The 21,163-nt window shown below is 73.3% G+C and carries 20 protein-coding genes; 8 read left to right on the top strand and 12 right to left on the bottom strand.

Annotated features, from left to right (window positions below; translation table 11 throughout):
- Window positions 1-3 precede the first annotated feature (3 nt).
- Window positions 4-510, bottom strand: a complete 507-nt coding sequence (locus KDN32_RS00315; protein WP_211730145.1) for a SigE family RNA polymerase sigma factor — start codon at window positions 508-510, stop codon at window positions 4-6.
- Between the two features lie 168 nt (window positions 511-678).
- On the opposite strand from KDN32_RS00315, the gene KDN32_RS00310 reads away from it, so the two are divergent.
- Window positions 679-1,215 carry a hypothetical protein gene (locus KDN32_RS00310; protein ID WP_211730144.1) on the top strand — a complete coding sequence of 179 codons (537 nt, stop codon included), beginning with the start codon at window positions 679-681 and terminating at the stop codon, window positions 1,213-1,215.
- Window positions 1,216-1,314: 99 nt separating this feature from the next.
- Here KDN32_RS00310 and KDN32_RS00305 read toward each other — a convergent pair whose 3' ends face one another.
- Both KDN32_RS00305 and KDN32_RS00300 read right to left on the bottom strand, forming a co-directional pair.
- Window positions 1,315-1,773 carry an RrF2 family transcriptional regulator gene (locus KDN32_RS00305; RefSeq protein WP_211730143.1) on the bottom strand — a complete coding sequence of 153 codons (459 nt, stop codon included), beginning with the start codon at window positions 1,771-1,773 and terminating at the stop codon, window positions 1,315-1,317.
- Window positions 1,774-1,892: 119 nt separating this feature from the next.
- Complete coding sequence (locus KDN32_RS00300; protein WP_211730142.1) at window positions 1,893-2,795, bottom strand: sulfite exporter TauE/SafE family protein; 903 nt, start codon at window positions 2,793-2,795, stop codon at window positions 1,893-1,895.
- A 339-nt stretch (window positions 2,796-3,134) separates the two neighbouring features.
- Here KDN32_RS00300 and KDN32_RS00295 point away from each other — a divergent pair, with 339 nt between their 5' ends.
- The 5 genes from KDN32_RS00295 (at window position 3,135) to KDN32_RS00275 (ending at window position 8,760) form a co-directional block, all read left to right on the top strand.
- On the top strand, window positions 3,135-5,009 hold the full coding sequence (locus KDN32_RS00295) for an acyl-CoA dehydrogenase (RefSeq protein ID WP_211730141.1): 1,875 nt from the start codon (window positions 3,135-3,137) through the stop codon (window positions 5,007-5,009).
- A gap of 352 nt (window positions 5,010-5,361) precedes the next feature.
- Window positions 5,362-6,279 carry an ABC transporter ATP-binding protein gene (locus KDN32_RS00290; protein WP_211730140.1) on the top strand — a complete coding sequence of 306 codons (918 nt, stop codon included), beginning with the start codon at window positions 5,362-5,364 and terminating at the stop codon, window positions 6,277-6,279.
- Window positions 6,276-7,082 (top strand): ABC transporter permease, encoded by an 807-nt coding sequence (locus KDN32_RS00285; protein WP_249216320.1) that lies wholly within the window; start codon window positions 6,276-6,278, stop codon window positions 7,080-7,082. The genes KDN32_RS00290 and KDN32_RS00285 overlap by 4 nt, the downstream gene beginning before the upstream one ends.
- The gene (locus KDN32_RS00280; RefSeq protein ID WP_211730139.1) at window positions 7,019-8,158 is read left to right on the top strand and encodes a sensor histidine kinase; all 1,140 of its coding nucleotides are present in this window, start codon (window positions 7,019-7,021) and stop codon (window positions 8,156-8,158) included. The genes KDN32_RS00285 and KDN32_RS00280 overlap by 64 nt, the downstream gene beginning before the upstream one ends.
- Window positions 8,155-8,760 carry a response regulator transcription factor gene (locus KDN32_RS00275; protein ID WP_211730138.1) on the top strand — a complete coding sequence of 202 codons (606 nt, stop codon included), beginning with the start codon at window positions 8,155-8,157 and terminating at the stop codon, window positions 8,758-8,760. Before KDN32_RS00280 ends, KDN32_RS00275 begins: the two co-directional genes overlap by 4 nt.
- Before the next feature lie 34 nt (window positions 8,761-8,794).
- On the opposite strand, the gene KDN32_RS00270 is transcribed toward KDN32_RS00275, so the two are convergent.
- From KDN32_RS00270 to KDN32_RS00260, 3 genes are all read right to left on the bottom strand, one after another.
- Complete coding sequence (locus KDN32_RS00270; RefSeq protein ID WP_211730137.1) at window positions 8,795-10,090, bottom strand: FlgD immunoglobulin-like domain containing protein; 1,296 nt, start codon at window positions 10,088-10,090, stop codon at window positions 8,795-8,797.
- 87 nt (window positions 10,091-10,177) lie between these two features.
- A complete protein-coding gene (locus tag KDN32_RS00265) occupies window positions 10,178-10,390 on the bottom strand; it encodes a DUF6458 family protein (protein ID WP_211730136.1) in 213 nt (70 codons plus the stop codon).
- A gap of 108 nt (window positions 10,391-10,498) precedes the next feature.
- On the bottom strand, window positions 10,499-11,932 hold the full coding sequence (locus KDN32_RS00260) for an MSCRAMM family protein (protein WP_211730135.1): 1,434 nt from the start codon (window positions 11,930-11,932) through the stop codon (window positions 10,499-10,501).
- 155 nt (window positions 11,933-12,087) lie between these two features.
- Here KDN32_RS00260 and KDN32_RS00255 point away from each other — a divergent pair, with 155 nt between their 5' ends.
- The gene (locus KDN32_RS00255; RefSeq protein ID WP_211730134.1) at window positions 12,088-12,903 is read left to right on the top strand and encodes a maleylpyruvate isomerase family mycothiol-dependent enzyme; all 816 of its coding nucleotides are present in this window, start codon (window positions 12,088-12,090) and stop codon (window positions 12,901-12,903) included.
- A gap of 10 nt (window positions 12,904-12,913) precedes the next feature.
- Here the strand turns inward: KDN32_RS00255 and KDN32_RS00250 are convergent, their stop codons facing one another.
- From KDN32_RS00250 to KDN32_RS00230, 6 genes are all read right to left on the bottom strand, one after another.
- Complete coding sequence (locus KDN32_RS00250; protein ID WP_211730133.1) at window positions 12,914-14,410, bottom strand: NHL repeat-containing protein; 1,497 nt, start codon at window positions 14,408-14,410, stop codon at window positions 12,914-12,916.
- A gap of 98 nt (window positions 14,411-14,508) precedes the next feature.
- Window positions 14,509-14,748, bottom strand: coding sequence for a hypothetical protein (locus KDN32_RS00245; protein ID WP_211730132.1), 240 nt, complete (start codon window positions 14,746-14,748; stop codon window positions 14,509-14,511).
- Window positions 14,749-14,996: 248 nt separating this feature from the next.
- The gene (locus tag KDN32_RS22755) at window positions 14,997-15,119 is read right to left on the bottom strand and encodes a hypothetical protein (RefSeq protein WP_283093348.1); all 123 of its coding nucleotides are present in this window, start codon (window positions 15,117-15,119) and stop codon (window positions 14,997-14,999) included.
- A gap of 137 nt (window positions 15,120-15,256) precedes the next feature.
- Complete coding sequence (locus KDN32_RS00240; protein ID WP_211730131.1) at window positions 15,257-17,227, bottom strand: MSCRAMM family protein; 1,971 nt, start codon at window positions 17,225-17,227, stop codon at window positions 15,257-15,259.
- A 113-nt stretch (window positions 17,228-17,340) separates the two neighbouring features.
- Complete coding sequence (locus KDN32_RS00235; RefSeq protein ID WP_211730130.1) at window positions 17,341-18,582, bottom strand: fatty acid desaturase family protein; 1,242 nt, start codon at window positions 18,580-18,582, stop codon at window positions 17,341-17,343.
- 28 nt (window positions 18,583-18,610) lie between these two features.
- Complete coding sequence (locus tag KDN32_RS00230; RefSeq protein WP_211730129.1) at window positions 18,611-19,741, bottom strand: ferredoxin reductase; 1,131 nt, start codon at window positions 19,739-19,741, stop codon at window positions 18,611-18,613.
- A gap of 102 nt (window positions 19,742-19,843) precedes the next feature.
- On the opposite strand from KDN32_RS00230, the gene KDN32_RS00225 reads away from it, so the two are divergent.
- Window positions 19,844-21,028: a PucR family transcriptional regulator gene (locus KDN32_RS00225; RefSeq protein WP_211730128.1), complete on the top strand. Its 1,185-nt coding sequence runs from the start codon at window positions 19,844-19,846 to the stop codon at window positions 21,026-21,028.
- Window positions 21,029-21,163 lie beyond the last annotated feature (135 nt).

Below are 21,163 nucleotides of genomic sequence, written 5' to 3'. Positions count from 1 at the left end.
CTCCTAGATCTCGAGCAGGTCTCGGAGGGACGGACCCAGCACGGCACGGAGACGGTCGAGGGCGCGGAGCGTCCGGTTGCGCACGGCACCCGGGCTCACCCCGAGGGCGTCCGCGGTGTCGGCGACCGACACGTCCTCGAGGTAGCGCAGCACCAGGACCGCGCGGTCCAGTGGTGCGAGCTGGGCGAGCGCGTCGCGGAGGGCGAGCGAGGTGGCGGCGTCCCCACCCTGCTCCACGCTCTCCGGAAGCGTCTCGGTCGGTGTCTCGTGGTTGCTGCGACGGCGCTGGGCACTGATGTAGGTGCGGGTCAGCGTCGTGTGTGCGTAGGCGACCGGGTGCTCGATCGGGCCGCCCAGGCGACGGTGCCACCGCACGTAGACCTTGGCCAGCGTCTCCTGGACGAGGTCCTCGGCACGGTGGGCGTCGCCGCACATCAGCCACGCGGCGCGGTAGAGCTGGGGGGTCCGCGCGATGGCGAACTCCTCGAACTCCTCCGTCGAGCGGGGCATGTCTCTCCCTGGGGTTGTTTCGGCGTCACCGGTGAGACGCAGCTCAGGGCGCTTTCGTCACAGCCCGCGTCCCACCACCGTAGGCACCGGCTCCCCCGTCCCGCGGAGTTCGACCGGTCGTGGGCGTGTGTTCACCCGGACGTCAGGGCGCGCGAGGACGCTCGGAGCATGGCCAAGCGACTGTTCCTCCTGCACATCGGCCCCGACGCCGTCGACGTCCGCGCGATTGCCGGCACCCTCGCCCTCGGCGGGGTGGTCCTGCCCGACGTCAGCCCGGCCACGCTCCACCACGCCGGCCTCGAGCTGACGCGCACGCACAAGGCCGCGGGCCTCAAGCGCAAGCAGGTCGAGGGCGCGTGGGCGAAGGTGTGCCGGCGCGCCTGGAAGTCCCGGACGGACTGCTTCGTCAGCGTCCCCGAGCTCTTCGCCGCGACGCCCGAGCAGGCGGCGCTCGCCCTCGACGGCCTCGCCGGCATGCGGGTCGTGCTCGTGGTGACGAGCGGCTTCACCGCCACGCCGCCCGAGGCGTGGACTGCGCAGGTCGACGCGGCGCGCACCCACGTGCTGCCCGCCCGGCTGACCGACGAGCAGCTGGCCGCGCAGGTCGCGCGGATCGCGCTGATCGAGGAGAAGGCTCGCCTCGACAAGCGCCTCGCCCGCGTCGGGCGCCGGCGCAAGCAGGTCACCCGGCGGCTGGCCGCCTGAGCGCGGCTTCGTCGGAAGTCCCCGGATATCCGGGGACCCTCGTGCTGTGCACCCGAGATCTCGGGTGCGAACCACGAGAACCGGGCGCGAAGGGCCGCGTCAGTGCGGCTGCCAGGCGTCCTCGTCCTCGGTGAGCGCCTTCACGCCCTGGGGCAGCGTCCCGTCGGCGAGGTCCTGGATGGTGACCTGCTCGAAGACCGAGCGCAGCGAGCTGCGGGCGGCGATCCACACGTGCTGGAGCACCTCGGCGGACTCGTCGTACTCGACCGCCTCCGGGCGCAGGCCGTAGACCGACACGAGCGGGCCGTCGACGGCGCGGATGACGTCGGCGACGGTCACCGACTCGGGCTTGCGGGCGAAGCGCCAGCCGCCGGACTGGCCGCGCTGCGACACCACGACGTCGGCGCGCCGCAGGTCGGCCAGGATCGCCTGGAGGAAGCCGTGCGGGATGCCCTGCGCCTTGCCGAGCTGCTCCGCGCTCACGGCGGTCCCGTCCGCGCGCACCGCGATCTCGATGAGGGCCCGGAGGGCGTAGTCGGCTTTGGCGGAGACGCGCATAAGCCCAGTTTGTCAGATATGTCGGCCCAGACACTGCTCGTTGGCCCCGCGGCGCCCGGACACGCGTACGCCGCCACTCCGGGTGGGCGGGAGGTGGCGGCGTACGGGCGGGATGCGGGTCAGGCGGAGACGGGCTCCAGCTCGGGGTCGTCGAGCTGCTGCGCCCGGACGGCGCGCTCCTGGCGGACCGCCCAGGTGATGCCGGCGACCCAGAGGACGAAGACGACCGCGGCGACGGTCGCGACGCCGACGCCGGGCACGCCGACGGCCTCGAGGAGAGTCTTGGAGTTGGTGAGGATGATCAGGCCACCGGCTGCGACGCCGAGGACGCGGGCGGCGAGGTGCTTGACCAGCCAGGCGGCGATCGGGGCGGCGATCACGCCACCGGCGAGGAGGGCACCGGCGTAGCCCCAGTTGATGCCCTGGGAGCCGAGGCCGAGGAGGAAGCCGAGCGAGGCGCCGAGGGCGACGACGAACTCGGAGGTGTCGATCGAGCCGACGACCTTGCGGGGCTCGAGGCGACCGCTCGAGAGCAGCGAGGTGGTGCCGACCGGGCCCCAGCCACCGCCACCGACGGCGTCGAGCGTGCCGGCGACCAGGCCCATCGGCGCCAGGAAGAACGCCGACGGGTGACCCTTGAAGGTCGGGCGTGCGCCGCCGAGCTTGAGGAAGCGGTAGACGACGTAGAAGCCCAGGCTCAGCAGGATCACCGCGACGACCGGCTTGGCGACGGCCGCGTCCATGGTGGACAGGAGCGTCGCGCCGATGAAGGCGCCGATGAAGCCCGGCAGGGCGAGGATCGACACGGTGCGCCAGTCGACGTTGCCGAACTTGGTGTGCGAGGCGCCGGAGACCAGCGACGTGCCGAGCTCGGAGAAGTGCACGGCGGCGGAGGCGGCGGCCGGCGCGACGCCGGCGGCGAGCAGCAGGGTCGAGGACGTCACGCCGTAGGCCATGCCGAGCGAGCCGTCGATGAGCTGGGCGATGAGGCCCACGAAGCCGAGAACGATGAGCTTGCGCATCGGGCGAGCTCCTTTCCATCAGGTCCGGTCAGGTCCGGGACGCGGATCGGGTGGCGCTCGACGAGGTCGCGGCGCACAACACTGTTTGTCGGGTGAAAGAGTAGACATACTTTCGGTGATAGACAAAACCAACCTAGGCAGCGGCGTGTCCTTTCGCGTCCGATCTACCCGGAATCGGGGACCGCGACCGCCCGCAGGGAGGGGCGTCGACGGGCGTGTGACCCCCGACATCTGCCATTCGTGTTGCGCGGCGCCCGTCGGCGAGGCATGATTTTGTTACCGGCGAGTAGCAGCGCTGCCCGCCCCCGAGAACGCAACGACGGAACAGGTGGAAGCCCCGTGAGCCACTACAAGACCAACCTGCGCGACATCGAGTTCAACCTCTTCGAGGTGCTCGGCCGGGACGAGGTGCTCGGCACCGGTCCGTTCGGTGACGTCGACGGCGAGAGCGCCCGGGAGATCCTGCGCGAGGTCGAGCGCCTCTCCCGTGAGGACCTCGCCGCGTCCTTCGAGGACAGCGACCGCAACCCGCCGGTCTTCGACCCCGCCACGCACACCGCGCCGGTGCCCGCGTCGTTCAAGTCGTCCTACCAGGCGTGGATGGATGCGGAGTTCTGGCGCCTGCAGGTCTTCGAGGAGATGGGCGGCACGCCCGCCCCGTCCTCGCTGATCTGGGCGATCGGCGAGATGGTCCTCGGCGCGAACGCCCCGATCTGGATGTACGCCGCCGGTCCCGCCTTCGCCAACGTCGTGCACCGCAACGGCAACGAGCGCGACCAGGCCGTCGCCCAGTTCATGGTCGACCGCCAGTGGGGCTGCACCATGGTCCTCACCGAGCCCGACGCGGGCTCCGACGTCGGCGCCGGCCGCACCAAGGCCACGCCCAACGACGACGGCTCGTGGAACATCACCGGCGTCAAGCGCTTCATCACCAGCGCCACGCACGACATGAGCGAGAACATCATGCACCTCGTCCTCGCGCGCCCCGAGGGCGTCGAGGGCGCGGGCGGCCCGGGCACCAAGGGCCTCTCGCTGTTCTGGATGCCCGAGCACCACTTCGACCTCGAGACCGGCGAGCTGACCGGCGAGCGCAACGGCGTCTACGTCACCAACGTCGAGCACAAGATGGGCATCAAGGTCTCCAACACCTGCGAGGTCACCTTCGGCGACCCGCAGGTCGGCGGCGGCGAGCCGGCCAAGGGCTGGCTGCTCGGCGAGGTGCACGACGGCATCGCGCAGATGTTCCAGGTCATCGAGAACGCCCGGATGATGGTCGGCACCAAGGCCATCGCCACGCTGTCGACCGGCTACCTCAACGCGCTGGAGTTCGCCAAGGAGCGCGTCCAGGGCGCCGACCTGACCCAGGCGGCCGACAAGACCGCCCCGCGCGTCACGATCACCCACCACCCCGACGTACGCCGCTCGCTCATGACACAGAAGTCGTTCGCCGAGGCGATGCGCGCCCTCGTGCTCTACACCGCCACCTGGCAGGACCAGGTCATGCTCGCCGAGCACGCCGGCACCGCGGACTCCGACGAGGCCCGCCTCGCCGCCGCGGTCAACGACCTGCTGCTCCCGATCGTGAAGGGCTACGGCTCGGAGCGCTCGTGGGTGCTGCTCGGCACGGAGTCGCTGCAGACCTTCGGCGGCTCGGGCTTCCTGCAGGAGTACCCGATCGAGCAGTACGTCCGCGACGCCAAGATCGACACCCTCTACGAGGGCACGACCGCCATCCAGGGCCAGGACTTCTTCTTCCGCAAGATCGTCAAGGACCAGGGCCGCGCGCTGGGCCACCTGGCCAAGGAGATCGAGGGCTTCATCACCTCCGAGGCCGGCAATGGTCGGCTGAAGAACGAGCGTGCCCTGCTCGCCACCGCGCTCGAGGACGCCAACGCGGTCGTCGGCCACATGATCAACGACCTGATGTCCTCCCAGGACGACCAGCGCAACATCTACAAGGTCGGGCTCAACACCTCGCGCCTGCTGATGGTGCTCGGCGACGTCGTCTGCGCGTGGCTGCTGCTGCGCCAGGCCGACGTGGCGCTGGCCAAGCTGGCCGGCGAGGTCTCCGCGAAGGACAAGGTGTTCTACGAGGGCAAGGTCGCGGCGGCGCAGTTCTTCGCCCAGACCAACCTGCCCAAGATCAGCGCCGAGCGCGCCATCGCCGAGGCGACCACCCTCGACCTGATGGACCTCGACGAGTCCGCCTTCTGACGGCCCTCGCCGGTCGAGGTGCGCCAGCGACCTGCGGTCCCTCGCCGGTTGAGGTGCGAGGAGCGCCAGCGACGAGCCTCGAAACCCGCGTCACGACGTGTGGTTTCGAGGCTCGCTGCGCTCGCACCTCAACCACCGAGGGGCTGCGCTCGCACCTCAACCACCGAGGGGCTGCGCTCGCACCTCGACCACCGAGAGCGACGCTCGCACCTCCACCACCGAGAGCGACGCTCGCACCTCGACCACCGAGGGGCGACGCTCGCACCTCGACCACCGGGAACTGACAGGTGTCACGGTGAGGTCGTGACAACTCCGCGAGGCCCGCGAGCGCGACCGCGGACAGGCTGGAGCCATGACCACTCCAGCGATCCGCGCCACCGGGCTGCGCAAGCAGTTCCGCCAGGCTGACGGCACCCCGGTCCTCGCGGTCGACGACGTCGACCTCACCGTCCACCCCGGCGAGATCGTCGCCTTCCTCGGCCCCAACGGCGCCGGCAAGACGACCACCGTCGACATGCTGCTCGGGCTGACCCGCCCCGACGCGGGCTCGATCGAGGTCTACGGCCTCGAGCCGGGCGCCGCCGTCCGTGCGGGCCGCGTGTCGGCCGTCATGCAGACCGGCGGGCTGCTGCCCGACTTCACCGTCGAGGAGACGGTGCGCGCGATCGCCGCGCTGCACGGGCGTACGGACCGGGTCGCCACCGTCCTCGAGCGCGCCCGGCTCGGCGAGCTGGCCGGCCGGCGCGTCCAGGCCTGCTCCGGCGGCGAGCAGCAGCGGCTCAAGTTCGCCCTCGCCCTCGTGCCCGACCCCGACCTCATCGTCCTCGACGAGCCCACCACCGGGATGGACGTCGCCGCCCGCCAGGAGTTCTGGGCCGCGATGCGCGAGGACGCCGCGCAGGGCCGCACGATCGTCTTCGCGACCCACTACCTCGCCGAGGCCGACGAGTTCGCCGAGCGCACCGTCCTGATGGACCGTGGCCGGATCGTCCACGACGCCCCGACCGCCGACGTCCGTGCCGCCTACGGCGGGCGCACCGTCACCTTCCGCCCGCCCGCCGCCGTGGTCGGCGCCGACGGCATCGACGCCGACTGGCTCGCCCAGGTCGAGCGGGCCCTCGAGCCACTGGGAGTCACCGGCATCGAGGTCTCGGCCGCGAGCCTCGAGGCCGCGTTCCTCGCCCTCACCAGCCAGGCCCCCGTGGGCACCACCCCGTCCACCGACGCGCCGGCCGGCGACGTCCTCGCAGGAACCGGAGCCACCCGATGACCGAGCAGCTCGCCCCGACCCGCCCCGCCGCGGACCGTACCGGCCGGCCGGCCCCGCGCCCCTCGATGCTCACCTACGCCCGGCTCGACCTGCGCCGCCAGCTGCGCGACCGGTTCGCGATGTTCTTCGTGGTCGGCCTGCCGACCTTCATGTTCCTCGTCTTCGGCCTCGGGACCGACGAGGCGGTCGGCAGCGGCAACGTGGCGATGTACGTGATGATCTCGATGGCCGCCTACGGCGCGGTCACCGCGACCGCGAGCGTCGCGGGCAGCGCCGCTACCGAGCAGGTGATGGGTTGGGGCCGCCAGCTCGGCCTCACCCCGATGCGCCCGCTCGCCTTCGTCCTCACCAAGGCCGGCATCGCGATGGTCGTCGCGGCCGTGCCGGTCGCCGCCATCTTCGCGATCGGGGCGGCCACCGGCGCACGCGGCGACTGGACCGACTGGACCCTCGCCGCCGCGCTCACCTGGGTCGGCTCCGTGCTGTTCGCGATCTACGGCCTGGCGATCTGCCTGGCCTTCACGAGCACCAACGCGCCGGGCATCGCGTCCGGGATGATCGTGGTGATGGCCTTCCTGGGCAACGTGTTCACGCCGATGGACGGCTTCATGCTCGACCTCGGTCGCTTCACCCCGCTCTACGGCTACGCCGCGCTCGCGCGCTACCCGCTGACCGAGGGCTACCTGCCGATGGGCAGCGGCCACGACCCGCTGTGGCTCCCGGTCGCTAACGTGCTCGCGTGGACGGTGATCTTCTCGCTGGTGGCGATCTGGGGCGTACGCCGGAGCCGGGCGCGCGCGTGAGCGTCGGTCAGTCCGGGATCACGGGCTCGCGGGGACCGGACGGACCCGAGAGCCCGTGGGCCCGCTGGGGCTGGGCGATGGCCGTCGTCTGGCTCGGCTTCCTCTTCTTCCCGCTCCTCGGCGTCTGGCAGTCCGACGCCACCGCCGCGGCGAAGGTCGCCTCCTACGCCGCGATCGCGGCCTTCGCCGCGCTCTACGTCCTCGGCTTCAGCGTGTGGGAGCGCCACGCACTCGCCGTGCTGGGCGCGATGGCCGCCTGCATGGTCGCCACCGTCCCCGTCCTCGGGATCGACGCGCTCGGCATGACGCCCTACGTCGGCGCGTTCTCCGCCCTGCAGGTGCCCGCGCCGACCTGGAAGTGGACGACGCCGGTCGCGGCGGCGATCCCCGTCCTCTCGGTCTTCGGCACCGACGACTTCCCCGCCTTCTTCTTCATCCTGGTCTGGCCGATCGTCGGCGGCTGCACCATCGTGCGGGTGCTGACCGACGCGGAGAAGCGCGCGAGCGTGACACGGGGCTCGCTCGCCCTGGTCGCCGAGCGCGAGCGCGTCGCGCGCGACGTCCACGACGTGCTCGGGCACTCGCTGACCGCGCTGTCGGTCAAGGCCGAGCTGGCCGCCCGCCTCATCGACCTCGACCCCGAGCGCGCCAAGGCCGAGCTGGTCTCGATCCAGGAGACCGCGCGTCAGGCGCTGGCGGAGGTCCGCTCGACCGTCGGTGGCCTGCGCGCGGCCAACCTCGACGCCGAGGTGACGGCAGCGCCGCTGGTCCTCGCCGACGCCGGCATCGGCACGCGCGTCGTCGGCGAGCTCGCCGACACCGACCCGCGCCACCGCGCGCTCCTGGCGTGGGTGCTGCGCGAGTCGGTCACCAACGTCGTGCGCCACTCCGGCGCCCGCTCGGTCGTGATCGAGCTCGGCGCCCACGGGATGAGCGTCACCGACGACGGCACCGGCCCGACCGGGACCGAGGGCAACGGCCTGCGGGGGATGCGCGAACGCGTCCAGGGAGCGGGTGGCACGCTGACCGTCACGCCGGCGTCGCCCGGCACCCGGGTGGAGGTGGGACTGCCGTGATCAGGCTGCTGCTGGCCGACGACCAGGCGCTCGTACGTGGCGCGCTGGCCGCGCTGCTCGACCTCGAGGCCGACCTCGAGGTCGTCGCCCAGGTGGGGCGCGGCGACGAGGTGGTCGACGCCGCCCGGGAGTCGGGCGCCGAGGTCTGCCTGCTCGACATCGAGATGCCGGGCATGACCGGGATCGACGCCGCGGCCGCGCTCCGCGCCGCGCTTCCCGGGGTGCGTTCGCTCGTGGTGACGACCTTCGGCCGCCCGGGCTACGTCCGCCGGGCGATCGAGGCCGGCGCGTCGGGCTTCGTCGTCAAGGACACCCCCGCGCGCCAGCTCGCCGACGCGGTGCGCCGGGTCCACTCCGGCCTGCGCGTGATCGACCCGGACCTCGCCGCGGAATCGCTGATGGACGGGACGAGCCCGCTCACCGACCGCGAGCGCGAGCTGCTCACGCTCGCGCTCGACGGGTCGACCGTGTCGGCCATCGCCGCGAGCGTGCACCTCTCCGAGGGCACGGTCCGCAACCACCTCTCGGCGGCCATCGGCAAGACGGGGGCGAGCACCCGCAGCGAGGCGGCTCGCATCGCGCAGGACCGCGGCTGGCTCTGAGCCTGTCGGCGTCCTCCCTCGTCCTGCCTCGTCCTCAGTCGGCGACGGCGAGGTAGCGCACGTCGACGGTGAAGGAGGCGATGTCGACGGAGTCGGTGCCGGTGGTGGTGTAGGACCACACGGCCGCCGGGGCGTGGTGCGCCACGACGTCGTCGCCGACGATCCCCTCCCCCCACAGGGGCCGCTCGACCCACGGGGACTGCCCTGAGGTCGCGTCGACCACGCCGTCGCCCGCGCGGCTCAGCACGGTGAGTCGGCCGACGTCGGGCTCGCCCGCGGTGGTCGCGGCTCCGGTGAACGCCACCCGCACGGCGTCGAGGCCGCGTACGCCGGTGGCGGCGGGCACCTCGAGCGCGTGGGTGCCGACCGCTGCCTGCGCCCGCAGCGGGTCCGCAGGCGTGCACGGCGCCGAGCGATAGCTGAGACCGCCGGGCTGCGTCGCGCTCGCCACGACCTCGCCGCACGGCGGGTGGTCCGCACATCCGTTGGCGCTCTGCCAGGTGCACGGGTTGATCGCGCTGGCCTGCGGAGAGACCGTCGTGCTCACCTCACGCCACTCCAGCCGCTCGCGCGAGACCCAGATCGGCAGCGGCTTCGAGTGCCCCCGGTTGCCGGCAAGGTCGCGGCCCGTCACGACGGCGGTGTAGCGGCCGCTGGGGAGCGGCCTCCCGGCGCGGAGCGCGAACCACGGCACCCGGCGGCCGCGACCGTCGGAGTAGGCGGCGACGGGCGAGCCCGGGGCGATCCGCCGGTCGACGTCGTCGCGGCGCACGACCCGGCCGCGCCGGTCCCGGATCACCAGCTCGAGGGAGTCGACCTTCGTCTCGGTCGTCCAGGCGTCCAGGTCGACCGCGTCCCGGACCACCCGCGTCCGCGGGTAGACCCGTGCCGGGGTGCCCGGTGCCGCGCCGTAGGTGCGGGCCGCGAGCCGCGGCGCGAAGCTCGTGTCGACCTGGACGCGGTCGACGGCGGTGGCGCCGTCGTCGGTGCGGGCGGTGATCCGGTAGGCCCGGTCGGCGACCATCGTGCCGGACTGGTTGCGGCCGTTCCAGGTCCACGTGTGGGTGCCCTTCGACAGCCTGCCCAGGTCGACCCGGCGGTCGATCGTGCGCGCGCCCGCCGGACCGATCTCGAGCCGCACCCGCGACGCCTGCGCGAGCCGGACGGTGATCCGGAGGTCGTCCTTCACGCCGTCGCCGTCGGGTGAGAAGCGGCCGGGGGCGCTGACGCGTACGTCGCGCCCGGCGGCCGCGGCGGGCTGCGACGCGACGAGAGCCGGCGTGGTGAGGGCGACGAGCGCCAGGACGGCCGGACCGAGACGGTGGATCACGCGGGCTCCTGCGAGGACCTGCCGGCGCCCCGTGCGCCGGTCACGGACAGTGACGCGCGGCGCAGCCGGAAAGTTGCCGGTCGGAGGTCACATCTCCCGGCGCTCCTCGACGTGGGTGGTCTTCGAGCGCTGGTTGTTCATCACCAGGGCGAGCACGAGCGAGAGGACGCCGGCGATCACCAGGATCCAGCCGACGGTGCCGGGGTCGACGACGTCCTGGACGGACGCGGGGAACTCCTTGATCGCGAACAGCAGGATCAGGCCGATGACCAGCAGCAGGATGCCGATGCCGATACCCATGACGACTCCTTCGTCGCAGTGCGCCCGGCTCGGGACCGGCCGTCCCGGGCAGCGTAGGACGTCGGACGCCGCCGGCGACGCTCCCGCACACCCGTGGGGGTGTCGTCGTCAGCGCGCCGTGCCGGCCCGGAGCGTCACCGAGCGCGACGTCCCGGCTGCGGAGGCGGTCACCCGGACCGAGATCCTGCGTCCCCGCATCGAGGTGAGCACCACCAGCCTCGATGCCGTGGCCTTCGTGATCTTCGCCCGACCGGCGTACCACTGGAAGCGGTAGCCGACCGCCGTCGACCGCAGGGAGCGGTCGAGGGGGGCGATCCGCAGGGTACGGCCGACGCTGGCCCGCCCGGTGACGTCGATCCCGGCGAGGAGCGTCGCGAGGCCAGCGGGCACGTCGACGGTCGGAGGCGGCGTCGGCGTGGGGACCGGGGTGGGTGTGGGGATCGGGGTGGGTGTGGGGATCGGGGTGGGTGTGGGGATCGGGGTGGGTGTGGGGATCGGGGTGGGGGTCGGCGTAGGTGTCGGCGTAGGGGTGGGCGGCGGGTCGCCGTGGATCCCCAGCCGTGCGTCGACACCGGCGCGGGACTGGCCGGCCGCGAGGACGACCGGGGTCGCGCCCTCCCAGGTGTCGGCGTCGACGTAGTACTCGGTGAGGTCGGCCGTGGTCTCCTGGTAGGCGTAGAAGTGGACGACGTAGCTGCCGGGCGGGAGACCGTCGACGACGTAGGAGCCGTCCGCGGCGACCGTCACGGTGGAGACCTCGCTCCCGTCCCGGTCGAACGCCGTGACCTCCGCTCCCGGCAGGGGCGCGCCGGCCGCGTCGGCGACGCTGCCGCGGATCGAGGCCCCGACCGCGAGGGTGATCGCCGGCAGCGCCGACTCCATCGCTGCGTCGACCGGGACGTCGGTGCCCTCGTCGACCGACGCGACGTCCTCGTAGAACTCCGGCAGGTGTCCGGCGGCGGACGCGCCCACGCGGTAGGAGCCCGGGGCCAGGCCGGTCAGCGCGTAGGTCCCGTCGGCGCCGGTGGTGGCGGGGCGGCCGGTCGGCAGCCACGTCGTGCCGTCGACGTCGAGGGCGTAGGCCCGGACGGTGGCGCCGGACAGCGGCTGCCCGGACTGCTCCTCGACGGCTCCGACGATCGAGCCGGCGACGTCGAGGAACGCGTCGATCCCCACCACCGGCCGGTCGACCACCGACACGACCCGGGCGTCGTCGAGGCGGGAGACGTGGTCGTAGACCTCGTCGACGTAGGTGCCACCGGGGCTCTCGAAGGCGATGGCGTAGCTGCCGCGCTCGAGGTCCAGCGCCCACCCGCCGTCGGCGGACGGCGTGGTGGTGGCGGCGGCCTCCCAGCCGCCGACCCCGGCGGACCGGTAGGCCACGACCCGCACGTCGGCGGTGTCGAGCGCGACGTCGGTCGAGATCGTGCCGGACACGGCGTCCCCCACCACGGCGCCGCTCGCGGGCGGCAGGCCGCCCAGGGCGAGCACCGAGGCGGCGACCAGCAGGGTCGCCGCCGACCGTCGCGCGCGAGTGTGCATCCTGCCCCCGGCCTGCCCGGGCCGGCACCACGGGTCGGGCCGGCCACCCGGGTCGAAACCTAGGGCCGGCTCCCAGGCGGTCCGGCCGCCTGCACCGCCATCCCCACAATTGGGCAGTCCCACCCTCCGGGCGCCGTGGCCCTACGCTCTCGACCATGACCGACCAGGAGTCCATGTCCGGCCTCGTCGCGGTGTGGTGGAAGGCGGTCGACTCCTTCACCCGGCTGCTCGAGCACGTCGGGGAGGAGCAGTGGCGGGCCCCGACCGACCTGCCCGGCTGGGACGTGCACGCGGTCGCGGCGCACACCGCGCACCTCGAGGCGCTGCTCGCCGGTCGTCCGCACGACGACGTCGAGGTCGGGGAGGTGGCGCACGCGCGCGGGGCGATGGGGCGCTTCACCGAGCAGGGCGTGGTGGCGCGCCACGGCCAGGCCCCGGACGACCTGATCGCCGAGATCCGCGAGGCGGCGACCGCGCGCCACACCCAGCTGCTCGCCGACCCGCCCACCGATCCCGACGCGCCCGCGCCGGGTCTCTTCGGCGCGATCGGCTGGTCGACGCTCACCCTCCTGCGCAACCGTCCGCTCGACGTGTGGATGCACGAGCAGGACGTCCGGCGCGCCCTCGACCTCCGGGGCAACCTCGACTCCGCTGCCGCGGTGCACACGGCCGACTACCTGCTCGAGAGCCTGCCGATGGTCCTCGCGAAGCGCGCGGCGGCGCCGGCGGGGACCGTCCTACGCCTCGAGGTCGACGGGCACGCACCGGTGACGGCCGTGGTCGGCGACGACGGACGCGGACGGCGCGGCACCGAGGCGGACGGCGCACCGACGGTGGTGCTCGGCACCGACCGGGAGACCTTCGTGCTGCTCGCCGGCGGACGTCGCACCCCCGCGGCCGGTGCCGTCCGCGTCGACGGCGACGCCGACCTGGCCTCGCGGGTGCTCGGCGCGATGGCCGTGACCCCCTGAGCCGACGCGCTCAGGCGCGGTCGCGCACCCGCACCAGGCCGGACAGCGTCCCGACCCAGACCGTCGCGTCGGTGCCGACCAGCAGCTCGGAGCCGTCGCTGCCGGCCAGCACGCCGGTGCCGGTGCGGACGCTCCACATGCTGCGGCCGGTGGCGGCGTCCAGGGCGGTGAGGTACCACGCGCTGACCCCGGTGAGCGACGGCCGCTTCGTCCACGCGTAGAGCAGCCCGTTGGGCCAGCTCGCGACCGCTCCGGACGCCGGGGAGACCTGGTCGCTGCTCCAGCGCTCCGAGCAGACGCCGTCGACCACGTCGACGCGCGCGATGCCCGGGCTGGTGGTAAACCCCAGGAGGGCGCTGCGCGGCGAGGAGTAGCCGTGGTTGTTGGTCACGACGACCGAGCCGCCGAGCGCCGCGAGGCGGCTGGAGGTCGCGCCGTCGTCCTCGCCGAAGACCGCCTGGCGGCACACCTGCTCGCCGGTGCCCCGGCTCAGCACGACGACCTGCAGCCGGCCGTCGGCCTCGTCGGTGACGGCGAGGGTGCCGCCGTCGAGCAGGACGGGCGCCGAGCCGCTGGCGTGCTCCGCGGGTGCGGTCCAGCCGACGACCGGCACCCCGTCCGGACCGGCGCCGAGCCGGTGGACGGCGTCGTCCGTGGCGACGTAGACCCCACCGTCGGGATCGACGACCAGCCCGTGCCGGACGGGCTCACCGAGGTCGTGGACCCCCACCGCGCCGGAGGACGGGTCGATCGTGCCGACGAGTCCCTGCTCCGAGACCCACCAGATCCGGCCCGACCAGTCCGGCCCGAGGTCGACGAGGCAGTCCCCGAACGGGACGTAGGGCTTGAGGTCCCACGTCGCGTCGGTCGGGAGGTCGGCCTCGTCGTCCCCGGTCGAGGTGCGCACGGCGACGACCTCGCGGTCGCCGGTGGCGACGACGGCGCGGTCCTGGTCGTCGACGTAGAACGCGTCGCCCGCACAGGTCGGGTCGTCCGGGAGCTCGCGGGTGGCCACCGGCACGAGGTCGGTCGGGTCGACCAGGCGCAGCTCGGGACCGCCGCGCCCGGTGCACGTCGCGACCACCATGCCGGACGACGCCACCTCGAGCCGGCCGCACCGCTGGAGGCCGAACCACGCGGTCTCGACCTCGGGCTGCAGCCCCAGCGGACCCGGCCGGGCGGCGGCGGTGCCGCCCACCCGGTGCGGGTTCTGCGGAGCCTCGGTCGCGACGGGGTGCGGCGATGCGGGCCGCCCGACGTACGCGGGTCCGGCCAGGGCGCCCGGCGCCGGGGGCACCGGCAGCCAGCCGTCGGGGACGACGAGCACGATCCCGCAGGCGGCGACGGCCACGCCCGCGGCCCACGCGGTGGCACGCCGGCTGACGTGGAGCCGGTCCTGGACCCACCAGCGGACCCGCGGCACGCACAGGGCCAGGGCGGCCACGAGCAGCACGACCGGCCCCCGGGCCAGCCACAGCAGCACGATCGCCCCCGCCAGCCAGACCACCGGGCGACTCTAGGTGAGCATCACCGCCCGGCGGCGCAGGCGCCACGAGCCGGTCGGTGGGAGTGCGTCACACTCCCACCGACGGGCGATCCCCACCCTCAGTCGGTGGTGTGCCGCAGCGGCGGCGCAGTGATGGTGACCTCGGCGAAGCTGCCGTGGCCATCGCCGTGACGCAGGAAGATGCGCGATCGCCGGGGCACCGGCACGAGCCCACGCGGCGCCGGGGCGAGGAGGTCGTCGACGACCTCCGGCACGCGGCGGACGAGCGTCCCGTCGAGCTGCTCGAGCTCCTTCAGCCGCCCGGTCAGGTCCTGGTGCTCCATGGTGCGGTCGGTCATGACACGACTCCCTCCTCCCCCGGTGCGGTCCCCCACGGACCGCTTGCCAGAAGGCTAGGAGCGGCGCACGGGCCGCGGAACGGCGTAGAGGGAGCCTCCGGGGAGTCTTGAGACGCGACTGGACCACCCCGGCACCGAGTCGGCGCGGCGTTGACCCGACCTTGACGGATCGCAGCGCCGGGAGCACCCCCGGAACGCCGACGTGCCCCGCCCGGAGTCGGGCGGGGCACGCGGTGTGACCGGAGCGCTCAGGCGCCCGATCGCGCGGACGGGCCGGCCCCCACCGACCCCCGCGGACGCGGTACCCGCGTCTCGGCGACGTCCTTCTCCTGCGACGTCGTCCCGATCTCGACCGCCCCGATGCGGATCATGGTTCCCCCCGTGTGCTTCGTCGTGCTCGTGTGGTGCTGGTCCCCCCGGGGGCTCTCCCCCGTCCCTCACCCATCCAAGAGGAGCGAGGGCCGGTCCTGATACACCCCAAGACGGGTGAATCTGCAACGACCCGGTGTCAGCGCACCGTGCCGAGCTTGAGCGTCACCACCTTCGATGCGCCGTCGGCGCGGAGGGTGACCTTGACCTTCAGCGCCTTGCCGCGCATCGCGGGGGTGACCTTGAGGCTGGCCTTCGTCGCCTTGCGGACCTTCGCCTTCCCGGCGTACCACCGGAACCGGTAGCTCACCTTCGTCCGCAGCTGGGCGACGAGGTTCTTCACCCGCACCGTGCGGCCGACCACGGGCCTGCCCTTGACCGCGAGGTCCGAGGCGATGCTCGAGAGCTGTGCCGCGACCGACGGCCCCGGCGTCGGCGTGGGCGTCGGCGCGGTGGTCGGGGTGGGCACGGTGGTCGGAGTCGGCGTGGGTGACGGCGTGGCGACCGGTGCGAGCGCAGCGTCGCGGCCCGTGACCGAGCCCGCGGCGGCGACGGTGATGTCGTGCGCGAGCTCGACGCTCGGCTGGTCGTCCCAGAACTCCGTGCGCAGCTGGTCGGACCAGTCGCGGAACCGGAGGCGGTAGGTGCCGCCGTCGATGCCGCGCAGGTCGTAGCGGCCGTCCTCCTGGACCCAGGTCGAGCTCACCCGCTGCCACTCGCCGTCGACCTGCTCGTAGGCGCTGACCTGGACGTCCCAGAGCGGCAGCGGCGCGGTCACCGTCCCGCTGATCGAGGCGCTGGGGGCGAGCTCGGCGTCGGTGTCGGCGACCGTCGCGCCGGCGGTGACGCTGATGCGGGTCGCGGTCTCGAAGGAGTGTGCGTCGTCCCAGTACTCGTCGAGGTAGTCGCCGGTCCAGCTCTCGAACCACACGACGTACTCGCCGGTGGGCAGTCCCGACGCGTCGAAGGCGCCGGTCTCGTCGGTGTAGGCGTCGGACACCGGCTCCCAGCCCCAGTCGCCCCGGTCCTGGAAGACGGCGACCCACGCGTCCGCGATCGGCGCGCCACCGGGAGCGGTGACCTGCCCGGTGATCCGCCCGCCCAGCGCGAGGTCGGCGTCGGTGTCCGGCACGTCGGCACCCGCCGCGACCGGGATCGAGGTGGCGTCCTCGACGGTGGCGGCGTCGTCCCAGAACTCCTCGAGGTGACCGGTGTCGCGGCTGCGGAAGCCCACCCGGTAGGTGTCGGCGACGAGTCCGCCGAGGCGGTAGTCGCCGGACTCGTCGGTCCAGGTGCTCGAGACCGGCTCCCACCACCCGCCCGCCTCGTCGTAGGCGTAGGCGGTGACCCGCGCGTCGGCGAGCACGCCGCCCGAGCCGGTCACCGTGCCGGCGATGGACGCGCCGCGGGCGAGGCGGGCGTCCCCGATCGCGGTGTCCTGGTCCTCCCGCACCACGACGTCCGTTCCGGCGGCGACCGTCGCGGCGTCGTCCCAGAACTCCGGGAGGTAGGTCTGCGTGGTGTCGTCGAAGCCGATCCGGTACGTACCGCCGGACAGGCCACCGAGGTCGTAGGTGCCGTCGGCCGCGGTCACCGTCTCGCCCAGGGCCTCCCAGCTGGTGGCGGTCCACGGGTAGGTGTGGCGGTACGCCGTGACCGCGACGTCGGCGAGCGGCGCACCGCCGTCGCCGCTGACGCTGCCCGTGACGTGGCCCGCCGGGGTGACGACGACGGTCTTCCCGGTGAGGGCGGCGCCCGCTGCGACGTAGAGGTCGTCGGCGTCCTCGAGGGTCGCCCAGTTCGACCAGTACTCGGTCGCGTGGTCGCCGGTCGGGTCGCGGAAGCCGAGGCGGTAGGTGCCGGGCGCGATGCCGGTGAGCTGGTAGGAACCGTCGGCGCCGGTCTCGACGACCTGGTCGGCGTACCAGTCCCCCCAGTCACCGGCGTAGAGCGTCACCTCCGCCCCGGCGACGGCACCGCCGCCGGAGACGAGCATCTGGCCGCTGATGGAGCCGCCGGCGACCGCCGAGGCGGGTGCCGGGGCGAGCGTGCCCGTGAGGGCGACCGCGAGGCCCGTGAGCAGGAGGGCAGGGCGGGACGTGCGTGGCATGACGACCTTTCGGCTCGGTCCTGCCGACGCAGGAACGGGAACCCGGAGCGTAGACGCCCGGGTCCCCGTTCGGTGCCGGAATCGCGCGATTCCGACAAGGATCACTTGACGGCTCAGGCGGCCTTCGCCATCGCCCGGGCCTCGCTCTCGAGCTTGCGGCCGAGCAGGCGGCGGGTGCGGCGGTCGCCGGTGGCCATCTTGTAGAGCACGGCGAGCTGCTGCGGCGCGTTCTTCGCGTTGGTGGTGGCCAGCCAGCCGTTGGGCAGCGACAGGCGGATCACCTTGTGCCACGCGGAGTAGACCTGCTGGGGCATCGGCCGCGTGCAGTAGGTGAGGTCGTACTTGTCGAACAGCGCCTTGACCTTCGGCGCGATCTCGCCGTAGCGGTTGGACGGCAGGTCGGGGAAGAGGTGGTGCTCGACCTGGTGCGACAGGTTGCCGGTCATCAGGTGGAGCGCCTTCGAGCCGGAGATGTTGGCGCTGCCGAGCATCTGGCGGACGTACCACTCGCCCTTGGTCTCGCCCTCGATCGAGCGCTTCTCGAAGGTCTCGACGCCCTCGGGGAAGTGGCCGCAGAGGATGACCGAGTTGGACCAGAGGTTGCGCACCACGTTGGCGGTGAAGTTGGCGGCCAGGGTCGGCAGGAACGAGCCGGTCGGGATCGACAGCGCCGGGTGGACGACGTAGTCCTTGGTGGCCTGCTTGCGGATCTTGCCGAGGACCTGCTTGGCGCGGCGGCGGAACTCCGGGTCCTTGGTCTGCTTCTTCTTGATGACCGAGCCGAGCTCGAGGTCGTAGGCGGCGATGCCGTACTCGAAGAAGACCGCGTTGATGAAGCAGAACAGCGGCTGGGCGAGCGACGCGGGGGTCCAGGGCTGGTCCTCGTCGACGCGCATGATGCCGTAGCCGAGGTCGTTGTCCTTGCCGATCACGTTGGTGTAGGTGTGGTGCAGCTCGTTGTGGCTGTGCTTCCACTGCTCGGCCGGCGAGGCCATGTCCCACTCCCACGTGCTGGAGTGGATCTTGGGGTCGCGCATCCAGTCCCACTGCCCGTGCAGGACGTTGTGGCCGATCTCCATGTTGTCGAGGATCTTCGAGACGCTCAGGCCAAGGGTGCCGAGCACCCACGCCGGCGGGAACGCGCTGAAGAGCAGCACCGCGCGCGAGCCGAGCTCGAGCTTGCGCTGGGTGTCGATGACGCGGCGGATGTAGGCCGCGTCCTTCGCGCCGCGCGTGTCGAGGACCTCCTGGCGGATCGCGTCGAGCTCGATGCCGATCTGCTCGATGTCGGCCTCGGTGAGGTGGGCGATCGGGTTGGTCTGGCCGAGGACGGCCTTCTTCTGGACGGTGGTCATGTCGCGCTCCTGGGGGTCGGGGTGCGGGTCAGTGGTCGATGTGGCACGGGCCGGCGGCGGCGTTGATGCAGGTCTGCACCTTGATGTCGCCCGTCTCGCCGGGGACCGCGGTGGTGATGGCGCCGTTGCGCAGGTCGCGGACGCTGCCCTCGCGCAGCGGGATCACGCAGCCCATGCAGATGCCCATCCGGCAGCCGCTCGGCATGAGCATCCCGGCATCCTCGGCCGCATCGAGGATGGGCGTGGCGCCGTCGAGGTCGAGGGTGGTGCCGGAGGAGAAGCTCACGGTCCCGCCCTCGCCCGGCTCGACGCGAGCGGTGCGGAACTGCTCGGTGGTGAGGGTGATGCCCGCGGCGTCGTGGTGGTCGGCCAGCGCGTCGAGCAGCCCGGCGGGGCCGCAGGCGAGCGTCTGGCGCCCGGCCAGGTCGGGCACCAGGTCGGCGAGGTCGTCGACCGACAGCACGCCGTGCTGGTCGTCGTAGCGCGCGACGAGCCGGATCGCGCCGGCGGCGTCGAGCGCCTCGAGGTCGCGGATGAAGATCGAGTCGGGACGGCTCGGGGCGACGTGGACCACGACGATGTCGTGGACCGCGCTGCGGGCCGGTCGGAGCACGCCCTCGTCGGTGCTGGGGAAGAGGTTGCGCAGCATGCCGATGACCGGCGTGATGCCCGAGCCGGCGGTGACCATGAGGAACCGGCCGCCCTCGGGCGGCAGGACGAACTCGCCGGCCGCCTGCTCGAGGTGGACCAGGGTGCCGGGGCGCGCCTCGTGGACGAGGTGGTTGCTGACGAGGCCGTCCGGCACGGCCTTGACGGTGATCGAGATCCGGCCGTCGCGGCGCGGGCCGTGGGTGAGCGAGTACGCGCGCCACTGGCGTACGCCGTCGACGTCGATGCCGATGCGGAGGTACTGGCCGGGCACGTGGCCGGCCCAGTCGGCGCCGGGCCGGATCACGATGGTCGCGGCGTCGGCCGTCTCGGGATGGACCGACTCGATGCGACCGCGCAGGTCGGCACCCGAGCGCAGCGGCGCGAAGAGGTCCATGAAGTCGGACGGGAGGTAGGGGGTGGTGGCGGCCTCGGCGACGCGCATCGCGCGGTCGCGGAGCCGGGAGCCACGGGACGTCGAGCCCGCACCCGGATCGAGGAAGGTCGTCATGACACCACTGTCCCTGTTCCGGGACGCGTCTTCCTGCCCGTCGCACGTGAATCGGGACTAGACTCTTGTTCCCTGCGAACAAAGTTCGACGTCAGGAGCGTCATGACATCGCGCAGTGTGCGTCCGGCCACACAAGTGACGACCGTGGTCGCCCTCGCGCCCGAGGTGGTGGCGGCGCTGCGCGCGCGGCTGCCCGAGGTCGCCGACCGGGTCGTGGAGACCATCATCGAGGAGGTGCCGAGCTATGCCGGCGCGTTCAGCGGTCGGATGGGCGAGGTGATCCGCAACGCGGTGCAGCTCGCGCTCGGCGGCTTCCTCACCCTCGCCACCCGCTCCGACGGCCAGGCGCCGCCCAAGGCGCCGGCGATCGAGGGCGCCTACCAGCTCGGGCGTGGCGAGGCGCGCAGCGGCCGGACCGTCGAGGCGCTGCTCGCCGCCTACCGCGTCGGCGCGCGCACCTCGTGGCGCGACATGGCCGACGCCGCGGTCGCCGCGGGCATCGAGGTCGACGAGCTCGCCCGCTTCGCCGAGCTGGTCTTCGCCTACATCGACGAGCTGTCGGCGTCCTCGGTCGCCGGCCACACCGACGAGCTCGAGAGCAGCGGGCGCGTGCGCCAGCGCAACCTCGAGCGCCTGGCCCGCGCGCTGCTGACCGGTGCGCCCGTCGACGCCGTGACGGCGGCCGCGGAGCGGGCCGACTGGGAGCCACCGGGGGCGCTGACCGCCGTGGTGCTCCCCGAGTCGCAGGTCTCGCACGCCCTCACCGCGCTCGACCCCGCCACGCTGCACCCCACCGACGAGGTGCCCGGCCTGCCCGAGGGGCACGCGTCGCTGCTCGTCCCCGGCACCGGGTCGGCCACCGCACGGCGTACGCTCCTGCGCGCCCTGCGCGGCACCGACGCCGTCGTCGGGCCGGCGGCCCCGTGGCTCGAGGTGGCCGCCTCCCACCGGCGCGCGGTGCGCTGCGCGGCCCTCGACGTGACCGGCCTGGTCGACTCCGAGGAGCACCTCGCCGCGCTGCTGCTCGCGGCCGACCCCGACGCGCGCGCCGACCTGCGCGCGCGGGTGCTCGCGCCGCTGGCCGACCTGCGGCCCTCCACGGCCGAGAAGCTCACCGACACCCTGCGCAGCTGGCTGCTGCACCACGGGCGCCGCGACGCCGTCGCCGAGGAGCTGTTCGTGCACGCGCAGACCGTCCGCTACCGCGTCCAGCAGCTGCGCGAGGTCTACGGCGACCGGCTCGAGGACCCGGCCTTCGTCCTCGACGCGACGCTGGCGCTGGCGTAGTCCGGCCGTCGTCGAAGCTGCTCGAGCGGACCTGTGGGCGCTCGACGCACGTCATAGCGTGCGCCTAGCGTCAACGAAGGTCGCCTAGCGTCGACGAAGGTCGCCCAGCGTCGACGAACGTGCTCGAGCGGACCT

The sequence above is a fragment of the Nocardioides palaemonis genome (genome assembly GCF_018275325.1).
Classification (GTDB): Bacteria; Actinomycetota; Actinomycetes; order Propionibacteriales; family Nocardioidaceae; genus Nocardioides; species Nocardioides palaemonis.
The sequence above is the reverse complement of the archived record's forward strand: the minus strand, read 5'-3'. Positions and strand labels throughout refer to the sequence as shown.